Genomic DNA, 22440 nt, shown 5'->3' on the forward strand with positions numbered 1-22440 from the left:
TCTAGTGCGCCTGTAGCCTTCATAAAACCTCACTCTCCCGCTATCAAATTGTTTGGCGCATCAATGCACCAAAGTTATTAAAGCGCGACTTCACAAAAATTTGTAATTCTTTGCAATACCATATTGCACCGTTGTTGCCCCGCCTTGCCGGTCTAGGTAACGGGAAAATCTTTAAGGAATTGAAATGATCCACCAATCCCGTGCCTTGACGGCGCTGGCGTTGTCCCTTGTCTTGTCCGGCTGCGTGACCATGCAAAGCCACGACAAGAAAACGTCGAATATCGAGTCAGCCTCCCGTACCGGTGGCTTACCTGCTGCGATTGCCCAGCTGGAATCTACGGCGACGACCGAAGAAGAAAAGACCGCTCTGCTGTACAACATGGAGCGTGGTGAATTGCTGCGCATGAACCGCCAATATGCGGACAGCACCAACGCATTTTTACTTGCCGATGTGCAGGTCAAGAACTGGGAAGAATCTGCCAAGACCAACCCGCAGAAACTATTGGGTACGGCCGGCGCCGCGCTGATCAGCGAACGGCTGAAGGTGTACGAAGGCCAGGACTACGAAAAAGTCTGGCTGACGACCCGTTTGGCGTTGAACCGCGTGGCCGCAGGCGATTTCGAAAATGCCCGGGTGGATATCAAACGCACCCATGAACGGGAAGCGGTGATTGCCGAATTCCGTGCCAAGGAAACCGTAGCGGCCGAAGAGGCGGCCAAGTCGAAGGGGGCGAATACCGAGGGCAAGCAGCTCAATGGTTATCCGGTTGAAACCCTGAACGATCCCGAAGTCCTGGCGTTGAAAAATGGTTACCAGAATGCGCTTAGCCACTATCTGGCCGGGTTTTTGTACGAAGCCATGAACGAGTCTGGCCTGGCGGCACCTGGCTACCGCAAAGCGATTGAACTCAAGCCGAACACCGCCGTACTGGAAGAAGGTCTGCGTGGTCTGGACGACCGTACGGGCTTTACCCAGCGCCGCCGCCAGAAGATGACGGACGTATTGTTTGTTGTCGAGTCGGGCACCGCGCCTGCGCGCAAACCCACGGCGTTCACCATTCCTGTGCCTGTGAGCGGCTCGATCCGTACGATCAGCATTTCGTATCCGGTCATCGCGCCTTCCAACGAGCCGCTGCTCAGCACCATGACTGTCTCCGGTACACAGTTCAAACTGGAAAAAGTGGTAGACGTGAATGTGATGGCCCGGCGCGCGCTGAAGGACGAAATGCCCGGTATGGTGTTGCGCGGCGTAACCCGTGCGGTTGCCAAGGGTGTGGTGCAAGACCAGCTGCAAAAGTCCGGTGGCATCTTTGGCGCTGTCGTCGGATCGATTGGCTCGGTTGTGACCGAGCAGGCCGATGATCGACTCTGGCGCATGTTGCCCGGCCGCGTCTACGTGGCGCGTGGGTACCTGCCACCGGGCGAGCACACCGTGAACATCAACGGGCGCGACTTGAACGTGAAGATCAATGTCGATGGCCAGTACGCGTTGGTGCCTCTGCGTTTCTACGAAAACACGACTTTGGCGGGCGATGTCGGCATGTTCGGCAGGCTGCCTACGCTGGCCGTGGCACCTACCCCTGATCCTGTGCCAGTGAAAGCCGTGGTCACCACCAAGCCGGCGGCAAAAACACCGGCCAAACCGGTGGTTAAAAAGCCGGTACCAGTCGCCACCAATTGAGCATCACATCTTCCGAGGAGCCCTTCATGTTTAAACGAATCCTGGTTCTATGCGCCGCCAGCCTGGCCTTGACCGCGCAAGCCCAGAGCCAAGACCCTGGCACGCCTGCTGCCGTGGCAGCCAAAGTGGCCTTGCGCGGTGAATCCCAAGGCGTGCGTGTCAGCGAGATCCGTATTACCCGCCCGAACGACATTCTGGTGGTGCAGGCTGATCTGGCCAATGGCGAGCGCGCCGACCGCACTGTGTTCTATCGGTTCCGTTGGCTGGACACCGTGGGCAACCAGGTGGGCGACGGCGAATCCTGGAAGCAGATGGGTTTGCTTGGCAAAGGCCAGCAAACCGTCAAAAGCGTGGCGCCTTCGGGGATTGCCACCGATTTCCGCCTCGAAATGAACGTCGAGAAATAAATCTTTTTAGAAAGTATTGGTATGAAAACAAGCCGTCTGTTGTCGCTGAGCGTATTGGGTAGTGTGTTGGTATTGGCGGGTTGTCAAACCCAGGTGTCGTCTCCCGTGGTGCGCTTTGACCGCCAAGTCAACTATGGTGACGCCAAGGCTGTGGAACTGGTCACCAATGAATTCGGTTCCACCGACCTGCAAATGATTGCCGAGAAAATGACCGGCGGCTTGCTGGAAACCGGCATCTTCCAGGGCCGTCCCACGGTCACCATTTCCACCGTGAAGAACAAGACCAGCGAATACATCGACACCACGAATGTGATGAATTCGATCCAGACGACGCTGGTCAAATCTGGCAAGGTGCGTTTCACCCGCTCCATCAACGAGATGCAAGCCGGTGTTGACGAGTTGCAACGCCAGAACCAAAGCGGTCTGTACAAGCAAAACTCCACCGCCAAGATCGGCCAGATGACCGCAGCCAAGTACAGCCTGGAAGGCGAATTGACCAGCATCGTCAAGCAAAACGCCAATACCAAGGACGTGTTCTACAAGTTCACCCTGAAGATGTTTGACGTGCAAGAAGGCACGATCGAATGGCAGGACGAAAAAGAAATCCGCAAGACCAGCAAGCGCTAAGGAGTTCACATGCAACGCCGCACCGTCTTATCGACTGTTGTTTTGGGTTTCGTATTAGCAACCCAGGCCTACGCCCAGGTTCCGGTCAAGATCGCCGTGACCGATCTGGCCTATACCCAGGCCGTGGCCCAGTATTTTGAAGCGGGTACCTACCAGTCCAGCAGCCAGCTGAACGCCAACCGCAATAGCATTTCGGCGTCCGAGCAGTCCAGCGGCACCTACGTGGCGGGCCGCTACAGCTACATGGAACAACGCGAGCTGGGTTCATTCACCAATGACATCAAGGGCGCGCTGCTGCGCGGCACGGTATTCCATCTGGTGCAAGGCAAAGGCTTTGACACTGGCGCTCCGCAGCCGACCAAGGCCGAACAGGTGCTGAACCAGATGCAGACTGGCAAGATGGCCAAACCGGTGCGCCAACCTGAAGTCAAAGACATCATTGCCCGTATCCGCAAGGGCGAATTCAACGGGGCCGACTATGTGCTGTTCGGCACCTTGTCCAGTGCCGAATTCCGTGACTCGCTGTCGCCGTTGCAAGGTACCTCCAGTGCCAGCTACCAATACAGCCTGGACATCCTGGCCGACTTCTCGCTGATCAGCACCAAGACCTTTGAAATAAAGGCCGCTTTCTCTGCCCAGGGCGCGGGCAACGACACCAAATTGCTGTCCACCCGTGGCGATATTGCGCCGCCCAATCGCGCCAAGGTCATGCGTGAAACTTCGCAGACCCTGGCTGGCAGCGTCTACGAGCAACTGACCGACCAGTTGGGTTACAGCGACCCGAACATGGCCCGTGGCGTGCGCCAGCCCATGCAGCAGGGCCAGCCCATGCAGGTTCAGCCACAGGTGCAGCCCCAACCCCAGGCCATTATCTTGAAATGATGTGCATGCGTGCCGCCTTGGCGGCCGGGTTGTTGATCGGGGGCTGCGTGCAAGCGCAGCCCCTTTTTGCATCTGGCACGCTGCCTGGCCTGTCTTCCGACACCGTGGTGCCGGTGCTATGGCGAGAAGCATTGGCGCCCCCGCTGCGCTATCGGGTGATTGTGTTACCGGGGTCCGGTTGCGCAGGTATGGCCCCTGTTGCCGAGCGTTACTTTGCGGGCTTGCTGCATGGGCAGGTGTTGGTGTTGCACAAGCCGGGTGTCGACCTGAACGCCGGCTCCGCCCCCGGTATCTGTCCGGACGGTTTTGTCCAGCGCGACAACCTGTCCCGCTGGCAAGAGCAGGCCCGTGCCGCTTTGCGTGCCGATGCCCAGGCCCACCAGAATGGGCCGCCGCTACCCCAGCTGTTGGTCGGTATCTCGGAAGGCGCGGAGTTATTGCCTGAGTTGGCTGCAGAGGTGCCCCAACTGGCTGGACTGGTGTTGTTGTCCGGCTCGGGCCTGGACCCACTGGAGGCTGGCGGTTTGCAGGCGCAGCGTTTAAACCAGTCGCTCGCCTGGCAGGCGCTGGAGCGAGCCCAGTCCTCCGACGCACCAGACAGCACCGTGCAAGAGGGTCGCAGTTTGCGCTATTGGCGCGACCTGTGGCGCTGGCGCGTCGCGCGTCCATTGGTCGAATCGCCCTGGCCTATATTGCAAGCCTGGGGTGATGCCGACGACCTGGTGCCCGCCGAGGCCTACCAACGTTTTGCTGAACGCGCCAAAGGGCGTGCCGCACCGTTCTGCTCCCTGCGTTTGCCAGGAGCCGACCATGGTTTGCAGCAGGGAAGCGTGGACGGTGTGCAGCGCGTGTGGGCCTGGGTCGAGAATTGGGGCCGGACGCCATCGCTGGGTTTGTGTGGTGCAGGCGGCTAAGCTTCAATGGCACACGCTTTGCATCGATTCGGAAAAAACAGCTAAAGGTGCTTATTCGAAGGGCGATGAATGCTCTCAATAAGATAGCAAATAAAGCGACTGAGCGATGAACGATGCTGCCCGCATCCCGCTAAAAAACCGGTGCAGCATCGGGCTATAGTGGCCGCTGATAGCGTGTTCTGATTATTTTGGAGATGCGATGGGTTCCCTCCGCCGCACGGCGATCACCGACACCCTACGGACCACCTGCGCTGTTCTGGCGGCCTGGGTTTATGCTGCAGCGTGCGCGCAGGCGCAGCCCCTTTTTTCATCCTCCACGCTGCCCGGCCTGTCGCCGGCGAATCCGGTGCCGGTGCTGCAGCGCGAGCCCTCCCAGCCGCTGCGCTACCGCATGATCGTGCTGGCCGGCGACGGCTGCGCGGGCCTGCCACCGCCGCTGGCGCGCAGCCTGGCCAGTCTGCCGCATGCCCAGTTGCTGGTGCTGTACAAGCCCGGTGTTGACCCGCTGGCCGGACCGGGCAGCTGTGCGCCCGGCTTCACCCAGCGTGACAGCCTGTCGCGCTGGCAGGAGAGCGCCCGTGCAGCCCTGCGTGCCGACGCCCGGGCCCAGACCGGCAGCACCCCGGTACCGCAGCTGCTGGTGGGGGTGGCCGAAGGCATCAATCTGCTGCCTGGCCTGGCCGCCGAGGTGCCGCGCCTGGCCGGCCTGGTGCTGCTGCAAGGATCGGGGCTGGACCCGCTGGAAGCCGGCGTGCTGCAAGCCCAGCGCAGCGGCCAGCTGGCGGCCTGGCAGGCGCTGGACGAGGCCCAGCATTCGGATGCGCCCGACAGCAGCGAAGTCCAGGGCCGCAGCCTGCGCTACTGGCGCGACCTGTGGCGCTGGCATACCGCCCGGCCTTTGGCCGAGTCGGAATGGCCCATCCTGCAGCTCTGGGGCGATGCCGATGCCCAGGTGCCGGCCGCAGCCTATCTGCGCTTTGCCGAGCGCGCGGCGGGCCGCAGTGCGCCGCTATGCACCCGGCATATAACGGGCGACGTCCAGGGATTGCAACAGCTGGGGCTTTGGCTGGAGCGCTGGGCCCAGGCCCCGTCGTCGGGCTTGTGCCAGGCCACCGCGCCCTGAAGTTTTTAGGCCCAGCTGGTGATCAGCGGGCGCAGCGCCTCCAGCAGGGGCGCGGGCGAGACCGGCGCTCCGCCGTCTTCCCAGGCAATCTGGAACTCTGAAATCTCCAACCCGACCACTTCGCTGCGCGCCAGCACCGCGCACGCGGCCTGCAAATCGGCCAGCTTCAGGCCGCCCGCGTGGCGGTACTCGGTGGGAACGATGCCGGGGTTCAGTACATCGCAGTCCAGGTGCACATAGACCGGGCGCCCGGCGATTGCAGCCTGGAGTTCGGCGGCCAGATCCGCTTGCGGCCTGATCAGGCGGACGGTGCCGGCGTCAATCAGGGCCTGCTCTGGCGGGTCGATATCGCGCGCGCCGACCAGCAGCACGTTGGCGCTTTGCAGTGACCCGCCCAGGCCCGAATCCCACAGGCCCAGCGGGCCGGATAAGGCCATGCCGCCCAGGTAGCCGCTGGTGGTGGTGGCCGGAGTATGCAGGTCGGCATGGGCGTCGAACCAGACCACGCAGGCGTCCGGCCGGTGCCTGGCCAGCACCGGCAGGGTGGCCAGTGATACCGCACAGCGGCTGAGTGCCGTGAGCGGTGTGCAGCCCTGCGCAAAAATGGTCTCAAAGCGGTCGGCCATAGCCTGCAGGGCGGGGCGGGCGGCCTGCAATTCCTGCTGCCAGCCTGCATTCAGCGCGGGGGCTGGCGTGCCGATCCGCTGGGGCTGGATATTCAGCTGCTGGGCGAACCAGTCGCCAATCGCTACCGCACCGGGCTGGGCCAGGTTGTTATGGTCGCCAGCGCGCGTCTGGTATACGCTGAGCGCTATGTTTTTTGCTGTGTTCCGGTGGTTCATAGGCGGAAAATCTTGCCCGGATTCAGGATGTTCTGCGGGTCCAGCGCCTGCTTGATGGCGCGCATCATGGCCACTGCGCCGGCGCCGGTTTCGGCCAGCAGAAAGTCCATCTTGTGCAGGCCCACGCCGTGTTCGCCGGTGCAAGTGCCTTCCAGCGCCAGTGCGCGGCTGACCAGGGCGTGGTTCAGCTGCTCGGCCTTCTCGCGTTCTTCGGTGTTGTCGGGGTCGATCAGATAGCCGAAGTGGAAGTTGCCATCGCCCACATGGCCAACCAGGAAGTAGGGGATGCCCGAGGCGTCGGCCTCGGTGACCGAATCCAGCAGGCAGTCGGCCAGCCGCGAGATCGGCACGCAGGTGTCGGTGGAGATCACCTTGCAGCCCGGGCGCGACTGCACGGCGGCGAAATAGGCGTTGTGCCGGGCGGTCCATAGGCGGGTGCGTTCTTCGGGTGTGCTGGCCCATTCAAAGGCCTGGCCGCCGTGGTCGGTGGCGATTTCTTGCACCAGCTCGGCCTGTTCCTTGACGCCGGTGGGCGAGCCGTGGAACTCCATCAGCAGCAGTGGCTCCTCGCGCAGGCCCAGCTTGGCGTAGGTATTGACCATGCGCACGGTATTGGCGTCGATCAGCTCGACGCGGGCAATCGGCACGCCCAGCTGTATCACCTGGATGGTGGAGCGCACCGCGGCTTCGATGCTGGGGAACGAGCAGATCGCCGCCGAGATGGCCTCGGGCAGCGGATAGACCTTGACCGTGGCGGCGGTGATCACGCCCAAGGTGCCTTCGCTGCCCACCATCAGCCGCGTCAGGTCGTAGCCGGCGCTGGACTTCTTGGCCCGGGTGCCGGTGTAGATAACTTCGCCGCTGGCGGTGACTACTTCCAGCGCCAGCACGTTCTCACGCATGGTGCCGTAGCGCACGGCGTTGGTGCCGCTGGCACGGGTGGCGCACATGCCGCCAATCGATGCGTCGGCACCGGGGTCGATGGGGAAGAACAGGCCGGTGTCCTTGATGGCTTCGTTCAGCTGCTTGCGCGTCACGCCGGGCTGCACGGTGACCGTCAGGTCGTCGGCGTTGACGCTGAGGATGGCGTTCATGCGGCTCACATCCAGGCTGATGCCGCCTTGCACGGCCAGCAGATGGCCTTCCAGTGAGGAGCCGACGCCGAAGGGAATGACGGGTACCGCGTAGTCGCTGGCCAGCTTCACCGCGTCGGCCACATCGGCGGTGCTTTCGGCAAACACCACGGCGGCCGGCGGCGGCACCGAGAACGAGGATTCGTCGCGCCCATGGTGCTCACGCACTGCCATGGCGGTGCTGAACTGCTTGCCAAAGCGGGCCTGCAGCGCATCCACCAGGGCAGCGGGCATGGCACGGATGGCGATGGTCGGCAGCAGGTGCTGGGGGGCGGTGGGGGCGTTCATGGGCAGACTCCGGTAGAGGGCGTGGATACCGCACAATTCTCGCTCTATTCACACAAGGAGGCCGCCATGGCCAATCGCCTGACGCAAATTGCCACCCGCACCGGCGACGACGGCACGACCGGCCTGGGCGACAACACCCGGGTCCGCAAGGACAGTCTGCGCGTGCAGGCCATGGGCGACGTGGACGAGCTGAACAGCCACATCGGCCTGCTGCTGTGCGAACCCCTGCCCGAGAGTGTGCGAGAGCTGCTGGTGGAAGTGCAGCACCAGCTGTTCAACCTGGGCGGCGAGCTGTCGATTCCCGGCTTCGAGCTGCTGAAACCCGAGGCGGTGTTGGCGCTGGACCAGGCACTGGCCGAGCACAACGCCGCGCTGCCCCGGCTGGCCGAATTCATACTGCCCGCCGGCAGCCGCGCCGCCTCGCAAGCCCACGTCTGCCGCACTGTGGCGCGCCGCGCCGAGCGCACCGTGGTCGCGCTGGAGCAGCTGGAAAGCCTGAAGGACACGCCCCGACAGTACCTGAACCGGCTCAGCGATCTGCTGTTCGTGCTGGCCCGGGTGCTGAACCGGATGGACGGCGGGGATGACGTGTATTGGAAAAGCCAACGCCTGGCGCGTGGCAGCGAGTAGCTATATTTTCAATAGCGGCTACCGCAGGCAGAATAAGCGCCAGCGGCCTAAAACACTAAAACCACCGAGGAAACACCCCTTCCAGAGATACCACGGGACCGGCTTTGCCGGACCGTCGGTATCGCCCCCTGCAAGGGGGGAGGAGGCCACACGCAGTGGGCAAGCCTGGGGGTGTTACACCAATACAGCCATGGTGATGCGGGATGCGCAGACCATCTTGCCGGCGTCGTCCACCAGGTCGATTTGCCAGACCTGGGTGGTCCGGCCTATATGCACCGGCCGTGCCGTGCCGGTGACCCAGCCGCTGGTCACGCCACGCAGGTGGTTGGCGTTGATATCCAGGCCCACGGCCTTGTGGCCTTCGGGCGAAGCGTACATCGCGCCGCAGGAACCCAGGGTCTCGGCTAGCACCACGCTGACCCCGCCGTGCAGCAGTCCGTAGGGTTGACAGGTGCGCGTATCCACGGGAACGCGGGCGCTGATAAAGTCGTCGCCTACTTCCAGAAATTCGATCCCCAGGTGGGCTATCGCCGTGCCCAGTGCCATGGTGCTGAGTGCTTCGACCGAGATCGGTTTCTTCCAGATAGACATACCCGTGTGCCCTGTGTTGGCGCCACTTTCAATGCAGTGGCGCTTGCGTGGTTTTCCCAGGCGCCAGCATAAACCAAGAGCCCCACCGCCGTGCGGGCTTGCTTTCGGAGACATCCACGTGCCTGCTGCTACCGCTCTCAGACCGACCGCTTCGGAAAACCTGCGCGGCATCGTCGCCATGGTGATCGCCGTGGGGGCTTTTTCGATGATGGATGCGGCCATGAAATCGCTCACCGCCAGCTACCCGCCGCTGCAGGTGGCGGCGATGCGCGGCGGCGTGGCCCTGCCGCTGGTGCTGATGTATGTGCTGTGGCGCAAGGAGCTGGGCAATGTGTTCAAGGTGCGCTGGCCGCTGCATGCGCTGCGCATGGTGATCGGCGTGACCATGCTCAGCTCGTTTGTCTACGGGCTGCAGACCCTGGGCCTGGCCGAGGCCTACACCATCTTCTTCATCGCGCCGCTGCTGATCACCGTGCTGTCGATTCCGGTGCTGAAGGAAAAGGTGCGGCCTAGCCACTGGCTGGCGCTGGGCGGCGGCCTGTGCGGCGTGGTGGTGGCGCTGCGGCCCGACCAGGGCATGTTCTTGTCGCTGGGCGCGCTGGCGATCCTGGTGTCGGCCCTGTGCTACGCCGTGTCGGCGCTGACCGGGCGCATCGCCAGCCGCACCGATTCGGCCGCCAGCCTGGTGTTTTGGGGTACCAGTGGCCTGGCCTTTGGCGCGGGTGCGCTGGCCTGGCCGCACTGGGTGCCGGTGCAGGCCGCGCACGCGCCGGTGCTGGGGGTGATTGCGGTCAGTGGATTTGTCGGTCAGCTAGCGATCACCCACGCGTTTCGCCACGGCCAGGCTTCGGTGGTGGCGCCGTTCGAGTACACCTCGCTGGCCTGGGGCATCGCGTTGGACGGACTGCTGTGGAACAGCCTGCCTGACAGCAACACCTTGCTGGGCGGTGCCATCGTCATCGCCTGCGGGCTGTACGTGGTGCGCCAGGAGCGGGTCAAGGAACTGGTGGTGACACCGTGATGCGGCACAACCCCAGGCTTGACCGCTGCGCCTGGCAGCGCCGGTTCACTGGTATCTCTGGAAAGGGTGTCTGGGCGTTGGATTTTTGTCTTTTTGCAGAGTGAGGAGCTATCGAAAACTAGCTATAGGGCGGTGCCGTCGCCGCGGAACACGGCCTTGAAGTCACGGTAGCCGTGGAAGCCGAAGTGCTTGGCAAAGCGCACCACGGCCGAGGGCTGGACGTTGCAGCAGCGCGCTAGGTTCTCGATCTTCTCGCGGCCGATGGCAGCATGGTGCTGCTGCACGTAGCGGGCGATGGTGCGCAGCTGCTTGCTCAGGCGGCCGCACTCGCTGTCGATGCAGGCCAGCAGCGGCTCCACGTGGGTCGGGGGCGGGGTCGTCGGCATGTCACTTACAGTATTTGTCCACGTAGCGCCGGATCTCGCTGCGCATCGGGGTAGACACGTGGCTGGGCCCACCATTCGAGGAAGTCGGCGCGCGGCGAGAGTTCAATGTACTCGTAGCCCAGTTCGACTGTCTTGCGGCAGATCTCGGGCAGCGACAGGTGGCGGATCATGTACGGGTCGAGAGCGATCTTCATGGCGTCTTCTTGCGAGGCTATCGACTGATGGTTTGCTGCAAGGCGTCTATTGAAGTGAGTACGCCGGCCTCGATCGACATGGTCAGGTCTTCCATTTCCAGCGACACATAGCCGTCGTAGCCCACCATGCGGCAGACCGAGAAGAACTCCTTCCACCACTGCAGATCCTTGCCGCAGCCCACGGCGACGTAATTCCAGCTGCGGTTTTCCGTGTCGGTGACGGGTCGGGTCTCCAGCAGGCCATTGATGTCGCACAGGCCACGCTCGATGCGCGCATCCTTGCCGTGGATGTGGAATAGCGCGCCCTTGAGGTTGCGCGCCGCGGCGATGGGGTCGGCGCCCATGGCGATCAGGTGCGAGGGGTCCAGGTTCATGCCGACGATGGGGCCGACCGCATTGCGCAGCCGCCACAGCGTGGCTGGGTTGTAGACCAGCATGCAGGGGAATTCCTCGATGGCAATCTGCTCCACGCCGTGGGCCCTGCAGTGTTCGGCGAACTTCTTCCACCAGGGGATGGCCACTTCGTTCCACTGGTAGTCCAGTGCCGGTGCCAGGTAGTCGGGTACGGTCACGGTAGAGGTGATCCAGTTCGGTATCTTGTCACCAGGCGCGCCAGCCGGGCAGCCGGACATCATGACGATTTTCTTGACGCCCAGCTTGCCCGCCAGCACCACAGTGTCGTAGGTGGACCGGGTGTGCTTTTCGCCCATTTCGCCGGGGCAGAGTGGGTTGCCGGAGCAGTTGAGAGCGGCGATTTCCATACCGCGCTGTTCCAGCTCGGCCTGAAAGGCCTGCAGCTTGCTTTCACTGGCCAGCAGCTGGGCCGTGGGTACATGGGGGCAGGTGGCCCAGCCACCAGCGGTCATTTCGACGGCGTTTACGCCCAGGGATTGGACCTTGTCCAGCATGTCGGGGTAGGACAGATTGTTGTAGACGTCGGTGCAGATGGAGAGTTTCACGGTGGTTTCCTGAGAGATTATTTGGAATAAAAAGCGGGGCGTTCGGCCAAACGGATCGGCACGATGGCTTTGCTGTGGCGCGCTTCCACGCAGGCTTCGGCGGTGGCGGAGGCGAAGTAGCCATCCCAGGCCGTAGGGCCGTTGACCTGGCCGCGCTGGGTGGCATCGATCCATTCCTGCAGCTCGACGTCATAGGCATCGATGAAGCGCTGCTTCCAGTCGGTCTGGATGGCGGTGGAGGCACGGCCCTCCAGGCGCAGGGCCACGCTGGCGGGCTCAGGCAGGAAGGCGGCACCGATTTCACCCACCACCTGGCATTGGATGTCGTAGCCAAAGCGGCAGCTGACGAAAATTTCGGTGTCGATGCGGATGCCCTTGCTGGTTTCCAGCAGCACCATCACCGGGTCGTGCAGGCCAGCGTGGGCATTGCGGCTTTTGCGGCCTTCGACCACCTGGGCGCTGACGTAGTCGTCGTCCAGCAGCCAGCGCAGCACATCGATCTCGTGCACAAAGGTGTCGGTGATGCACATATCGCCCACGTACATCTCGGGCACGCTGGGGTTGCGGTGGGCGCAGTGCACCATCAGCGCATCGCCAATGGTGCCGGCATTCAGGGTCTTTTTCAGGGCACGGTAGCCCGCATCGAAGCGGCGCATGAAGCCCACCTGCACCAGCTTCTTGCCGGCCTGGACTTCGGCTTCGACCACGCGCAGGCCGCTCTCGGCCGAGGTGGTCATGGGTTTTTCGCAGAACACCGGCTTGCCGGCAGCGATGCAGGCCAGCAGTTGGTCGGCATGGGCCGGGCCCCAGGATGCCAACAGCAGCGCATCTACATCGGATGCGTTGATCAGATCCTGGTAGTTCTCGTACACCTTGGCGTCCAGGCGGGACGTATCGTTAAAGGCGTGTGTCGCCGCCAGGTTGATGTCGTTGAGGGCCACGATGCGTGCGCCGCTGAGTTTGCGGTGGATGCGCAGTGCGTGGTCCTGGCCGATGGCGCCGCAACCAATCACGCCGATTCTGAGTTCCATGGAGCTATTTCTTTCTTTGGAGGTAAGACTTGCACAACGGCTTTCAGGCCAGGAACCCACGGGACCGGCTTTGCCGGACCGTCGGGTTCACCCCCTGCAAGGGGGTGGCGAAGCCTGGAGGCGAGCTTTATTTCGTGTAGTTGTTGACGTTTTCTTTGACGATGGACTCGAACGGAACCAGCTTTTCCTTAGGCAAAGGCTGGCCTTTTTCGATCATCTGCACGACTTCGAACGCGCCCAGGGCCTGGCCCTTGGCGTTCTGGAAGATGGACTGGGCCATGTCGCCGGACTTGATGGCGTTCAGCGCGTCGGCGGTGCCATCGATGCCGGAAATCAGTACACCCTTGCGGCCGGCGGTCTTCAGCGCCTGCAGGGCGCCCAGCGCCATCTGGTCATTGGCGGCGATGATGGCGTCGAACTTGGGGAAGCGTTGCACCCAGTCTTCGGTGATCTTCATGCCTTCGGCGCGGTCGTAATTGGCGGGCAGGTTCGCCAGCACCTTCACGTCGGTGCGGCTGGCCATCGCCTTGGTGAAGCCGTCCAGGCGCTCCTTGGAGTGGGACAGACCAGGCTGGCCTTGCAGATACAGGATCTGCGCGCCCTTGGGCAGCTTGTCCTTCATGAACTCGCCCTGCATGCGGCCGGCGTCCAGGTTCTTGGAGCCGACAAAGGTGTACTTGCCGCCCGCCGATTCGATGCCCAGCGCGATCACCGGAATGCCGGCCTTGTTGGCTTTTTCCACGCCGGGCACGATGCCCTGGTAGTCCACCGGCACGATGACCAGGGCATTCACCTTCTGGGCGATGAAGTTGTCGATTTGGTCCAGCTGTTTGCTGATGTCGCCGTTGGCGTCGGCAAACGAGACGCTGACATTGGCGTCGGCCTTGACCGCATCGATGAAGGCGGTCTTGCGGCTCATGGTGAACACATCGGTGTCGGCCAGGTTGGCATAGCCGACGACGAATTTCTTGGCCTGGGCGAAAGCCGCGCCAGGGGTGACGGCCATCATGACGGCGCAGGCGGCAAAGGTGTAGATGAATTTTTTCATGGTGCTATTTCCTTGGGATATTTATGGGTGGTTTTGTGCAAACCGGTATTTGCACAAGGTCACGGCTGTCTCAAAACCTTATGACCCGGATTAGCGTGGTGGTTTCATCGCTCGATAGGAAATCCTCCTGTGGATAGGATGGTTAATTCAGACTTTTTTGCGGGCACTGCCGGATTTGGTCTTGACGTCCAGAATCACGGCCACTGCGATAATCACGCCCTTGACGATTTGCTGCCAATATGAGCTGACATTCATCAGGTTCAAGATATTGTTGATGACGCCTATAATCATGGCGCCAATCACCGTCCCGGTAATCGTTCCGGTACCGCCCATTAAACTGGTGCCACCAACCACCACGGCGGTAATTGCGTCAAACTCATAAGCCACACCAGCGGCAGGCTGTCCAGAATTAATCCGCGACATCAGCACAATTCCGGCAATGGAAACCAGAATGCCGTTAAAGACAAAGGCCCGGCGCAATATGCCATCGGTGTTGATACCCGATGCCAGCGCGGCCTTGGCATTACCGCCGACCGCATAGACATGGCGGCCAAACTTGGTACGGTTTAGTAGTACCCAGGACACCATCACCACGAAGATCAATATCAGCACCGAAATAGGCACCGGCCCGATATTTCCCTGCCCAATCACCTGAAAATCCCCTAAGCCGCTGACCGGTACGCCCGCCGTGTACAGCAGAATCGCGCCGCGTGCCACCGTGGTCATGGCCAGGGTCATGATGAAGGATGGAATCTTAAAGTAAGTGATTACATACCCGTTGATCAGCCCTGTAGCTATGCCTGTTGCGATGCCAGCGGCAATCGCCAGGTAGATGTTTTGGGTCTGCGCCATTACGCTGGCGGCGATAGTGCCGGTCAGCGCCACCACCGAACCCAGCGACACATCGATATGGCCCAGGATGATGATGAAAGTCACGCCGCAGGCCAGCAAACTCACCACCACCACCTGGCGCAATACATTGGTCAAATTGCCCGTGGTCAGAAAGGTTTCATTTAAAAATGATGAAAGTACAAAGATTCCAATGAATATCAGAATCGTGCCGTATTTACGGTAGATCTCCGAAAATCCCATTTCTCGTATTTTTGGCAACATGCTGGTTCTGCTTGGTAAATTGGTTTTTTCGATATGCGCGTTCATGCGTGTGCTCCTGTTGCAAGTGCCATGATGTTTTCTTGCGTGGCGTCGGTGCGGTCGAGTTCGCCGCGCATTTTTCCCTCCTGCATCACCACGACACGGTCGCTCATGCCCAATATCTCGGGTAACTCGGAAGAAATCATGATGATGGCCAGACCTTGTTTGGCGAATTGGGTCATGAGCCGGTGGATTTCCGATTTGGAACCCACGTCGATACCGCGCGTGGGTTCGTCCAGAATCAATACCGTCAAATCCCGCAGCAGCCATTTGGCAATGGCGATCTTTTGCTGATTCCCGCCGCTCAGGGTGCCGACCACGGTATTCAGATTGGCAGTCTTGATTTGCAGCATATTGCGCATCTTCTGCCCCGATTCGGCTTCGGCTTTCAGATCCAGGAATAATCCGGGGGCGAATTTCTCCAGATTGGCCAGGGAGATGTTTTCCTGGACCGAACGGCATAGCACCAGGCCTTCGGCCTTGCGGTCTTCGGACACCATGGCGATGCCGTGGCGGATGGCGTCGGTGGGCTTCTTTAGATCCAGCTGCTGGCCATGCAGCCAGACTTCGCCCGCGTCCAGCGGGTCCAGTCCGAAGATGGCGCGGACCACCTCGGTGCGGCCGGCGCCTATCAGCCCGGCCAGGCCGAGGATCTCGCCCTTGCGCACCTCGAAGCTGATGTTTTGGAATACACCGTGCCGGGTCGCGCCGCGCACCGACAGGGCGACTTCGCCGATAGCTACGGTTTCCTTCGGGAAGATACTGGAGATGGTGCGACCCACCATCAGCCCGATCAAGCTGTTCTGGTCGTAGTCGGCCGCTTTGCCCGAGCCGACGTACTGGCCGTCGCGGATGATGGTGATGTCGTCAGCGATCTGGAAGATCTCGTCCATCTTGTGGGTGATATAGATGATTGCCACGCCGCGCGCCTTCAGATCGGCGATCTGGCGAAACAGCATCGCCACCTCGGTGTCGCTGATGGCTGAGGTGGGCTCGTCCATGATCACCAGCGCAGCGTTGCGCGAGATGGCCTTGGCGATCTCCACCAGCTGCATGCCGGCAATGCTGAGTTCGCGCATCTTCTGGCCGGCGCGGTAGGGCAGGCCCAGGCGGTCCAGCAGGGCTTGGGTTTCATGGGCCATGCGTTCGAAGTCGACGAACAGGTTCAGCCACCGGCTTCGCATGGGCTCGCGGCCCAGGAAGATGTTCTCGGCGATGGTCATGTCCAGCACCGGGCTGAGTTCCTGGTGGATCATGGCGATGCCCAGTTCCAGCGCGGCGCGAGTGTTCTGGTGGGTCAGCTGCACACCTTTGAAGAAGATCTCGCCCGCGTCCACGGCATGCTCGCCGCTGAGGATCTTCATCAGCGTGGACTTGCCGGCGCCGTTTTCGCCCACCAGCACATGCACCGAGCCGGCGCGCACCTGCAAGTTCACGCCGTCCAGCGCTTTCACGCCGGGGAAGGACTTGGTGATCTTGTGCATCTCCAGCACCAGGTCGTCGGTTGTGACTTTCATCAGCACTTTGTCTCCTTGTTGCGCTGGCTTGGCCGGCGCTATGGGGCGAATTCTAGGAGTGCGATAGAAAAAAAGTTCTAAAATGAAATAAAAACTGTCATAAACTGGCATTTCATTAGGGTTAGTATTGAAAGAAAAATGTCAAACACACCGCACCCCAGCCGAATCACCATTGCCGACGTGGCCAAGGCCGCCGGCGTCAGCCTGTCCACCGTCGATCGCGTGCTCAACGGCCGGGCACCCGTGCGGCTCGACACCGCCCAGCGCATCCACGCGGTGGCCGAATCCATAGGCTTTCATGCGGCCGGCGTGATCCGCGAGCGGGTGCACGGCAAGCGCGTACGCCATACCTTGGGTTTTCTGCTGCAGCGCACCGACGCGGCCTTCTACCAGGAGCTGGGCGAGTCGCTGGCCTTGGCCGCGCAGGAGCACGGCGAGTTCTGCACCGAGCCGCAGATCGACTACATGGACGATCTGTCGCCCGAGGCGGTATCGCTGCGTCTGCGTGACATGGGCGAGCGTGTCGATGCCGTGGCTTTGATTGCGGTGGACCATCCGCTGGTCTGGGCCGAGGTCGAGCGCCTCAAGGCCAAGGGCGTGCCGGTGTTCGCGGTGATCTCCGACCTGAGCACCCCGGCCCGCGCGGGCTACGCCGGCCTGGACAACCGCAGCGTGGGCCGTACCGCGGCCTGGTTCATCACCCGGCTGGCGCGCGAGCCGGGCAAGCTGGCGACCTTCGTCGGCAGCCACCGCTTCCAATGCCAGGAGGTGTGCGAGATGAGTTTTCGCTCATTTGTACGCGAGCACGCACCGGGTTTTGAGCTGATGGAGCCGCTGTTCACGCTGGAAAACGACCAATTGGCCGAGGAGGGCGCGCGCGATCTGCTGCACCGGCACCCGGACATCGTCGGCGTGTTCGTCGCTGGCAGCGGTATCGATGGCGTGGTGCGGGCGCTGCGCGAACACTACAGCGGCGCACCCGGCACCCGGCCGATCTGCGTGGTGCGCGAGCTGACGCAGCATGTGCGCCAGGGTCTGCGCGCCGGCGATCTGCATGCCGCGCTGTCGCACCCCCTGCCGCGGCTGGCCAACGGGCTGGTCGAGATGATGATCAATGTGCTGAACCAGCCCGGCCTGGGCTTGCAGCAGTGCGTGGTGCCACTGGACACCCAGACGCCCGAGAGCGTTTGATGGCTATTTTCTAGCAGCTACTTGAGCTCCATCTCGACAAACACGAATTCGTAGTCGTTGGCGTTCACTACGTTGTGCTCCACGCCGGTCAGCCGGGTGTAGGACTGGCCGGCGGTCAAGCTGCTGTGCACCTCGCCGTCGGGGGTCTCCAGTAGCAGGGTACCGCTGGTCATGGGCACCACCACATAGTCCATGCCGTGGCGATGCCAGCCGGTATGGGCGCCGGGTGGAAAGCGCCATTTGGTGACCTTGACGCGATCGTTGTCGATTTGCAGCGTGGGTACCGCCGAAGGGCGCTGCGCGGCGCTTGTTCCGCTCATCCCACTCAGGCCTGGGCGTTCAACGTTTCGCCCAGGGCGTTCACCATGCTGTCGATCTCGGCGGGGGTGATGACAAAGGGCGGCGCCATCTGGATGGTGTCGCCGCCGTAGCGCACGTAAAAGCCCTTCTTCCACATCGCCATGGCGATCTCGTACGGGCGGCGGGCCGGCTCGCCAGGTACGGCGGCGATGGTGATGCCGGCGGCCAGGCCGTAGTTGCGGATGTCGGTGGCATGCTTGGCGCCCTTCAGGCTGTGCACCGCATTCTCGAAATGCGGGGCAATGGCTTGCACGCGCTGCACCATGTTTTCCTGCACCAGGATGTCCAGCGTAGCCAGGCCGACCGCGCAGGCCACGGGGTGGGCCGAGTAGGTGTAGCCGTGGGCAAACTCCAGCATGTAGTCGGGGCCGCCAGCTGCCATGAAGGTGTCATAGATGTCCTTCTTGACCAGCACCGCACCCATGGGCTGGGCGCCGTTGGTGATTTGCTTGGCCACGTTCATGATGTCGGGCGTGACGCCAAAGGCCTCGGCGCCAGTCATTGCGCCCATGCGGCCAAAGCCGGTGATCACTTCGTCAAAAATCAGCAGGATGTTGTGCGCGGTGCAGATCTCGCGCAGGCGCTGCAGATAGCCCACCGGTGGCACCACCACGCCGGCCGAGCCGGACATGGGCTCGACGATCACGGCGGCGATGTTCGACGCATCGTGCAGCGCAATCAGGTCCAGCAGCCCGTCGGCCAGCTCGGCGCCGGTCTTCGGCATGCCGCGCGAGAAGGCGTTACTTTTGAGCTGGGTGTGCGGCAGGTGGTCGGCCTGCAGGGCTTCGCCAAACATCTTGCGGTTGGCACCGATGCCGCCCACCGAGATGCCGCCGAAGTTCACGCCGTGGTAGCCCTTTTCGCGGCCGATCAAACGGGTCTTGCTGGCCTGGCCCTTGGTGCGCCAGTAGGCGCGCGCCATCTTCAGCGAAGTGTCGGCGGCTTCCGAGCCGGAGCCGGTGAAGAACACGTGGTCCAGGCCGTCGGGCGTCAGTTCTTTGAGCTTGTTGGCCAGTTCGAACGACAGAGGGTGGGCGAACTGGAAGGCGGGTGAGTAGTCCAGCGTGGCCAGCTGGCGGGTGGCGGCGGTCGTGATCTCAGTGCGGCCATGGCCCAGGCCACAGCACCACAGGCCGGAGAGTCCGTCCAGGATCTGGCGGCCGTCGATATCGGTGTAGTAGCTGCCCTTGGCGCCGGTGATGATGCGCGGGTCGGCCTTGAAGTTGCGGTTGCCCGAGTAAGGCATCCAGTGCGCGTCCAGCCAGGCGGCGTCGGTACGGGGGCGGGGGCTGAGTTGCTGGCTGTCGGTCATGTCCATGGATGCTCCAGTAAAAAGTGGATCACGCATTCTTGCGGTGTCTGTTACTCTTATAAAGCATTAAATATCCATATTCAGTTAGCAATATATGCAAGTAAAAAATCGCGCCGTGTTGGGCCAGCTGACCGATATGGACATCCGCCTGCTGCGGGTGTTCAAAAGCGTGGTCGAATGCGGCGGCATGGCGGCGGCCGAGCTGGAGCTGAACATCGGCACCTCCACCGTCAGCCGCCATGTCAAAGACCTGGAAACCCGGCTGGGCTTGACGCTGTGCCGGCGCGGCCGCAGCGGCTTTGCGTTGACCCCCGAGGGCCAGCAGATCTATACCGAGACCCTGCGCCTGCTGGCGGGCGCCGAGGCCTTTCGCGCCAGCGTCGATGCGCTGCACCAGCGCATGGGTGGCGAGCTGCACCTGGCGGTGTTCGACAAGACCGCCAGCAACCCGCAGGCCCGCATCCATGCGGCCATTGCCCAGTTTGCGCAGCAGGCCCCGGATGTGCGCCTGTGCCTGCACGTGGCCACCATCCACGCCATCGAGCGCGGGGTGCTGGACGGCCAGTTCCAGCTGGGCATCATCCCCGGCCACCGCAACGCCGACAGCCTGGCCTACGACGCGCTGTTTGGCGAAACCATGCTGCTGTACTGCGGCGCGCAGCATGTGCTGTTTGGTCAGAGTCCACAGATGATGCAGGCGATGGGCTGGGACGACTTGCGCCGCTACCCGTTTGCCGGCCTGGGCCAGCATTCGCCCAATATGGAGATCAGCCAGCGCGAGCGCCTGCCGCGCAAGGCCACGGGCTTCGACCAGGAGTCCATCGCCACGCTGATCCTGAGCGGCCACTACCTGGGCTTCCTGCCCGACCACTATGCCGAGGGCTTTGTGCAAAAAGGCCAGATGCGCGCGGTGCAGCCCGCGCTGTTCCACTACGCCTGCCAGTTCCTGGGCATCACCCGCCGCACGCCCGAGCCCTCACCGGCGACGCGGCTGTTGCAGGAGTGCCTGCGCCTCGCGCACGGGCTCTGATGGCGGGGGCTAGGGACTGCGCGCAACCTCTTGCGTGAGCGCCGCGCTCAGAAAATCCACAAAGCTGCGCACCCGCACCGACATCTGATGCTGCTTGGGGATTACCGCGTAGATGTCGGCCTCGGGCGTCTGGCAGTGGGCCAGCACTTGCACCAGGCGGCCGCTGTCCAGGTGGTGGGCCACGTCCCACACGGCGCGCAGCACGATGCCGTGGCCATCCAGCGCCCATTGCACCGCGATCTCGCCGTCGTTGGTGCTGAGGTTGCCGCGGGCCTTCAGGGTCTCGGTCTTCTGCTTGTTGCCGCGGCCGCTGAAGATGCGCCACACGCCATAGGCCTCGTCGCCCTGGCGGATGCCTATGCAGTTGTGCCGGGCCAGCTCGTGCGGCGTCTTGGGTATGCCGTGCTGGGCCAGGTAGGCGGGGGCGGCGCACAGCACGCGCTGGTTGGCGGCCAGGCGCCGGGCAATCACCCGCGCATCCGGCGGCGCACCGAAGCGGATGCAGACGTCGAAGCTGTCGTCGGTCAAAGGCGGCGGGTGCACCGACAGCTGTAGCTGCACCTCGACCTCAGGGTAGGCGCGCACAAAACGCGAGATCACCGGCGCCACCTGGCGCCGGCCAAAGCCCAGCGTGGCGTTGACGCGCAGCAAGCCCTTGGGCGCCACGCGGGCCGTGCCGATCAGCTGGTCCAGGTCGTCCATGTCGGCCAGGATGCGGCGCGCGTGGCCCAGGTAGGTTTCGCCCTCGGGCGTCAGGCCCATACGCCGGGTGCTGCGCGTCACCAGGGCCACGCCCAGGCGCGCTTCCATCTGCGCCAGGTGCTTGCTGACCGCCGCCGTGCTGATGCCCATTTCGCGCGCCGCCGCGCTCAGGCTGGCCTTGCCGGCCAGGGTCGAGAAAAACTGCAGGTCGGTGGCGTTGGCCATGACAGCGTTAACCCATAGTTAAAGATGCTTTCACTTTAGCAGTGAATTTTTCCCAGCGGAACCGGAAGAATCAGCACCACCGCAACCCCTTAGGAGACCCCCATGAAGACTTACACAATTGCCAGCATCCCTGGCGACGGCATCGGCAAGGAAGTCGTGCCCGCCGGCCAGACCGTGCTGCAGGCCCTGGCCGCCGCCGGCAACAGCTTCCAGTTCGCGTTCGAAAGCTTCGACTGGGGCGGCGACTACTACCGCCAGCACGGCGTGATGATGCCCGCCGACGGCCTGGACGCGCTGCGCGACAAAGACGCGATCCTGTTCGGCTCGGCCGGTGACCCGCACATCCCCGACCACATCACCCTGTGGGGCCTGCGCCTGAAGATCTGCCAGGGCTTCGACCAGTACGCCAATGTGCGGCCCACCCGCATCCTGCCCGGCATTGACGGCCCGCTGAAGCGCTGCGGCCCGAAAGACCTGGACTGGGTCATCGTGCGTGAAAACTCCGAGGGCGAGTACTCGGGCGTAGGCGGCCGCGTGCACCAGGGCCACCCTATCGAGGCCGCTACCGACGTGTCGATGATGACCCGCGTCGGCGTCGAGCGCATCCTGCGCTACGCCTTCAAGCTGGCGCAGAGCCGGCCACGCAAGCTGCTCACCGTGGTCACCAAGAGCAATGCCCAGCGCCATGCCATGGTGATGTGGGACGAAATCGCGGTGCAGATTTCCAAGGAGTTCCCTGATGTCACCTCGGACAAGGAACTGGTCGACGCCGCCACCGCCCGCATGGTGAACCGCCCGGCCACGCTGGACACCATCGTCGCCACCAATCTGCACGCCGACATCCTCAGCGACCTGGCCGCCGCGCTGGCCGGCAGCTTGGGCATTGCGCCCACCGGCAACATCGACCCCGAGCGCCGCTACCCCAGCATGTTCGAGCCCATCCACGGCTCGGCCTTCGACATCATGGGCAAGGGCCTGGCGAACCCGGTCGGCACCTTCTGGAGCTGCGTGATGCTGCTCGAACACCTGGGCGAGCCGGCCGCCGCCAAGCGCCTGATGGCCGCCATCGAGAAGGTCACCGCCGACCCGGCCCTGCATACCCGCGACCTGGGCGGCCAGGCCACCACCGCGCAAGTGACGCAGGCCGTCTGCGCCTTCCTGCAGGCCTAACGGCCGATCCACGCTAGGAGACAA

The 22440-nt window shown here is 62.9% G+C and carries 23 protein-coding genes and 1 pseudogene; 11 read left to right on the plus strand and 13 right to left on the minus strand.

Going from position 1 to position 22440, the window contains the following annotated elements; genetic code table 11:
- Positions 1-184: 184 nt before the first annotated feature.
- From J2X19_RS17500 to J2X19_RS17525, 6 genes are all read left to right on the plus strand, one after another.
- Positions 185-1681 (plus strand): COG3014 family protein, encoded by a 1497-nt coding sequence (locus J2X19_RS17500; RefSeq protein WP_310375115.1) that lies wholly within the window; start codon positions 185-187, stop codon positions 1679-1681.
- Between the two features lie 26 nt (positions 1682-1707).
- Positions 1708-2088, plus strand: a complete 381-nt coding sequence (locus J2X19_RS17505; RefSeq protein WP_310375117.1) for a YcfL family putative periplasmic lipoprotein — start codon at positions 1708-1710, stop codon at positions 2086-2088.
- A 21-nt stretch (positions 2089-2109) separates the two neighbouring features.
- Positions 2110-2715 carry a penicillin-binding protein activator LpoB gene (gene lpoB, locus J2X19_RS17510; RefSeq protein ID WP_116607633.1) on the plus strand — a complete coding sequence of 202 codons (606 nt, stop codon included), beginning with the start codon at positions 2110-2112 and terminating at the stop codon, positions 2713-2715.
- A 9-nt stretch (positions 2716-2724) separates the two neighbouring features.
- Complete coding sequence (locus J2X19_RS17515) at positions 2725-3597, plus strand: hypothetical protein (RefSeq protein ID WP_116607632.1); 873 nt, start codon at positions 2725-2727, stop codon at positions 3595-3597.
- Positions 3598-3785: 188 nt separating this feature from the next.
- Positions 3786-4511, plus strand: a complete 726-nt coding sequence (locus tag J2X19_RS17520) for an alpha/beta fold hydrolase (protein WP_310375121.1) — start codon at positions 3786-3788, stop codon at positions 4509-4511.
- Between the two features lie 199 nt (positions 4512-4710).
- A complete protein-coding gene (locus J2X19_RS17525) occupies positions 4711-5634 on the plus strand; it encodes an alpha/beta hydrolase (protein ID WP_310375124.1) in 924 nt (307 codons plus the stop codon).
- 5 nt (positions 5635-5639) lie between these two features.
- Here the strand turns inward: J2X19_RS17525 and J2X19_RS17530 are convergent, their stop codons facing one another.
- Positions 5640-6476 carry an arginase family protein gene (locus J2X19_RS17530; RefSeq protein WP_310375126.1) on the minus strand — a complete coding sequence of 279 codons (837 nt, stop codon included), beginning with the start codon at positions 6474-6476 and terminating at the stop codon, positions 5640-5642.
- Positions 6473-7897, minus strand: a complete 1425-nt coding sequence (locus J2X19_RS17535; protein WP_310375127.1) for an FAD-binding oxidoreductase — start codon at positions 7895-7897, stop codon at positions 6473-6475. The genes J2X19_RS17530 and J2X19_RS17535 overlap by 4 nt, the downstream gene beginning before the upstream one ends.
- A 66-nt stretch (positions 7898-7963) precedes the next feature.
- On the opposite strand from J2X19_RS17535, the gene J2X19_RS17540 reads away from it, so the two are divergent.
- On the plus strand, positions 7964-8527 hold the full coding sequence (locus J2X19_RS17540; protein ID WP_310375128.1) for a cob(I)yrinic acid a,c-diamide adenosyltransferase: 564 nt from the start codon (positions 7964-7966) through the stop codon (positions 8525-8527).
- A gap of 174 nt (positions 8528-8701) precedes the next feature.
- Here J2X19_RS17540 and J2X19_RS17545 read toward each other — a convergent pair whose 3' ends face one another.
- Positions 8702-9118, minus strand: a complete 417-nt coding sequence (locus J2X19_RS17545) for a hotdog fold thioesterase (RefSeq protein WP_116607626.1) — start codon at positions 9116-9118, stop codon at positions 8702-8704.
- A 118-nt stretch (positions 9119-9236) separates the two neighbouring features.
- Between J2X19_RS17545 and J2X19_RS17550 the strand changes: the two genes are divergently transcribed.
- On the plus strand, positions 9237-10139 hold the full coding sequence (locus J2X19_RS17550; protein WP_310375129.1) for a DMT family transporter: 903 nt from the start codon (positions 9237-9239) through the stop codon (positions 10137-10139).
- A gap of 122 nt (positions 10140-10261) precedes the next feature.
- Here the strand turns inward: J2X19_RS17550 and J2X19_RS17555 are convergent, their stop codons facing one another.
- From J2X19_RS17555 to J2X19_RS17585, 7 genes and pseudogenes are all read right to left on the minus strand, one after another.
- Positions 10262-10525 (minus strand): MurR/RpiR family transcriptional regulator, encoded by a 264-nt coding sequence (locus J2X19_RS17555; protein ID WP_310375130.1) that lies wholly within the window; start codon positions 10523-10525, stop codon positions 10262-10264.
- 56 nt (positions 10526-10581) lie between these two features.
- Positions 10582-10719, minus strand: a pseudogene (locus J2X19_RS17560) (sugar phosphate isomerase/epimerase); the annotation flags it as partial.
- A 17-nt stretch (positions 10720-10736) separates the two neighbouring features.
- A complete protein-coding gene (locus tag J2X19_RS17565) occupies positions 10737-11678 on the minus strand; it encodes a sugar phosphate isomerase/epimerase family protein (RefSeq protein ID WP_310375131.1) in 942 nt (313 codons plus the stop codon).
- A 17-nt stretch (positions 11679-11695) separates the two neighbouring features.
- Positions 11696-12709: a Gfo/Idh/MocA family protein gene (locus J2X19_RS17570; protein WP_310375132.1), complete on the minus strand. Its 1014-nt coding sequence runs from the start codon at positions 12707-12709 to the stop codon at positions 11696-11698.
- A 127-nt stretch (positions 12710-12836) separates the two neighbouring features.
- Positions 12837-13757: a sugar ABC transporter substrate-binding protein gene (locus tag J2X19_RS17575; RefSeq protein WP_116607621.1), complete on the minus strand. Its 921-nt coding sequence runs from the start codon at positions 13755-13757 to the stop codon at positions 12837-12839.
- A gap of 147 nt (positions 13758-13904) precedes the next feature.
- On the minus strand, positions 13905-14915 hold the full coding sequence (locus J2X19_RS17580; protein ID WP_310375133.1) for an ABC transporter permease: 1011 nt from the start codon (positions 14913-14915) through the stop codon (positions 13905-13907).
- A complete protein-coding gene (locus J2X19_RS17585; RefSeq protein ID WP_310375134.1) occupies positions 14912-16426 on the minus strand; it encodes a sugar ABC transporter ATP-binding protein in 1515 nt (504 codons plus the stop codon). The genes J2X19_RS17580 and J2X19_RS17585 overlap by 4 nt, the downstream gene beginning before the upstream one ends.
- A 138-nt stretch (positions 16427-16564) precedes the next feature.
- Here J2X19_RS17585 and J2X19_RS17590 point away from each other — a divergent pair, with 138 nt between their 5' ends.
- A complete protein-coding gene (locus tag J2X19_RS17590; protein ID WP_116607618.1) occupies positions 16565-17617 on the plus strand; it encodes a LacI family DNA-binding transcriptional regulator in 1053 nt (350 codons plus the stop codon).
- 17 nt (positions 17618-17634) lie between these two features.
- Here J2X19_RS17590 and J2X19_RS17595 read toward each other — a convergent pair whose 3' ends face one another.
- The gene (locus J2X19_RS17595; protein ID WP_310375135.1) at positions 17635-17937 is read right to left on the minus strand and encodes a cupin domain-containing protein; all 303 of its coding nucleotides are present in this window, start codon (positions 17935-17937) and stop codon (positions 17635-17637) included.
- Positions 17938-17942: 5 nt separating this feature from the next.
- Complete coding sequence (gene aptA / locus J2X19_RS17600) at positions 17943-19295, minus strand: omega-aminotransferase AptA (protein ID WP_405048681.1); 1353 nt, start codon at positions 19293-19295, stop codon at positions 17943-17945.
- 88 nt (positions 19296-19383) lie between these two features.
- Here aptA and J2X19_RS17605 point away from each other — a divergent pair, with 88 nt between their 5' ends.
- Complete coding sequence (locus tag J2X19_RS17605) at positions 19384-20319, plus strand: LysR family transcriptional regulator (RefSeq protein ID WP_310375136.1); 936 nt, start codon at positions 19384-19386, stop codon at positions 20317-20319.
- Positions 20320-20328: 9 nt separating this feature from the next.
- On the opposite strand, the gene J2X19_RS17610 is transcribed toward J2X19_RS17605, so the two are convergent.
- Complete coding sequence (locus J2X19_RS17610; protein WP_310375137.1) at positions 20329-21246, minus strand: LysR family transcriptional regulator; 918 nt, start codon at positions 21244-21246, stop codon at positions 20329-20331.
- Between the two features lie 102 nt (positions 21247-21348).
- On the opposite strand from J2X19_RS17610, the gene J2X19_RS17615 reads away from it, so the two are divergent.
- Positions 21349-22416 (plus strand): tartrate dehydrogenase, encoded by a 1068-nt coding sequence (locus tag J2X19_RS17615; protein ID WP_310375138.1) that lies wholly within the window; start codon positions 21349-21351, stop codon positions 22414-22416.
- Positions 22417-22440 lie beyond the last annotated feature (24 nt).

The sequence above is a fragment of the Rhodoferax ferrireducens genome, assembly GCF_031458075.1.
GTDB classification, from domain to species: domain Bacteria; phylum Pseudomonadota; class Gammaproteobacteria; order Burkholderiales; family Burkholderiaceae_C; genus Rhodoferax_B; species Rhodoferax_B ferrireducens_A.

Bases quoted from the DNA above. Each gene is read 5' to 3' on its own strand.
- J2X19_RS17500 (WP_310375115.1), top strand. From the start codon at position 185: ATGATCCACCAATCCCGTGCCTTGACGGCGCTGGCGTTGTCCCTTGTC.
- J2X19_RS17505 (WP_310375117.1), top strand. From the start codon at position 1,708: ATGTTTAAACGAATCCTGGTTCTATGCGCCGCCAGCCTGGCCTTGACC.
- lpoB (WP_116607633.1), top strand. From the start codon at position 2,110: ATGAAAACAAGCCGTCTGTTGTCGCTGAGCGTATTGGGTAGTGTGTTG.
- J2X19_RS17515 (WP_116607632.1), top strand. From the start codon at position 2,725: ATGCAACGCCGCACCGTCTTATCGACTGTTGTTTTGGGTTTCGTATTA.
- J2X19_RS17520 (WP_310375121.1), top strand. From the start codon at position 3,786: ATGGCCCCTGTTGCCGAGCGTTACTTTGCGGGCTTGCTGCATGGGCAG.
- J2X19_RS17525 (WP_310375124.1), top strand. From the start codon at position 4,711: ATGGGTTCCCTCCGCCGCACGGCGATCACCGACACCCTACGGACCACC.
- J2X19_RS17530 (WP_310375126.1), bottom strand. From the start codon at position 6,476: ATGAACCACCGGAACACAGCAAAAAACATAGCGCTCAGCGTATACCAG.
- J2X19_RS17535 (WP_310375127.1), bottom strand. From the start codon at position 7,897: ATGAACGCCCCCACCGCCCCCCAGCACCTGCTGCCGACCATCGCCATC.
- J2X19_RS17540 (WP_310375128.1), top strand. From the start codon at position 7,964: ATGGCCAATCGCCTGACGCAAATTGCCACCCGCACCGGCGACGACGGC.
- J2X19_RS17545 (WP_116607626.1), bottom strand. From the start codon at position 9,118: ATGTCTATCTGGAAGAAACCGATCTCGGTCGAAGCACTCAGCACCATG.
- J2X19_RS17555 (WP_310375130.1), bottom strand. From the start codon at position 10,525: ATGCCGACGACCCCGCCCCCGACCCACGTGGAGCCGCTGCTGGCCTGC.
- J2X19_RS17570 (WP_310375132.1), bottom strand. From the start codon at position 12,709: ATGGAACTCAGAATCGGCGTGATTGGTTGCGGCGCCATCGGCCAGGAC.
- J2X19_RS17575 (WP_116607621.1), bottom strand. From the start codon at position 13,757: ATGAAAAAATTCATCTACACCTTTGCCGCCTGCGCCGTCATGATGGCC.
- J2X19_RS17580 (WP_310375133.1), bottom strand. From the start codon at position 14,915: ATGAACGCGCATATCGAAAAAACCAATTTACCAAGCAGAACCAGCATG.
- J2X19_RS17585 (WP_310375134.1), bottom strand. From the start codon at position 16,426: ATGAAAGTCACAACCGACGACCTGGTGCTGGAGATGCACAAGATCACC.
- J2X19_RS17590 (WP_116607618.1), top strand. From the start codon at position 16,565: ATGTCAAACACACCGCACCCCAGCCGAATCACCATTGCCGACGTGGCC.
- J2X19_RS17595 (WP_310375135.1), bottom strand. From the start codon at position 17,937: ATGAGCGGAACAAGCGCCGCGCAGCGCCCTTCGGCGGTACCCACGCTG.
- aptA (WP_405048681.1), bottom strand. From the start codon at position 19,295: ATGGACATGACCGACAGCCAGCAACTCAGCCCCCGCCCCCGTACCGAC.
- J2X19_RS17605 (WP_310375136.1), top strand. From the start codon at position 19,384: ATGCAAGTAAAAAATCGCGCCGTGTTGGGCCAGCTGACCGATATGGAC.
- J2X19_RS17610 (WP_310375137.1), bottom strand. From the start codon at position 21,246: ATGGCCAACGCCACCGACCTGCAGTTTTTCTCGACCCTGGCCGGCAAG.
- J2X19_RS17615 (WP_310375138.1), top strand. From the start codon at position 21,349: ATGAAGACTTACACAATTGCCAGCATCCCTGGCGACGGCATCGGCAAG.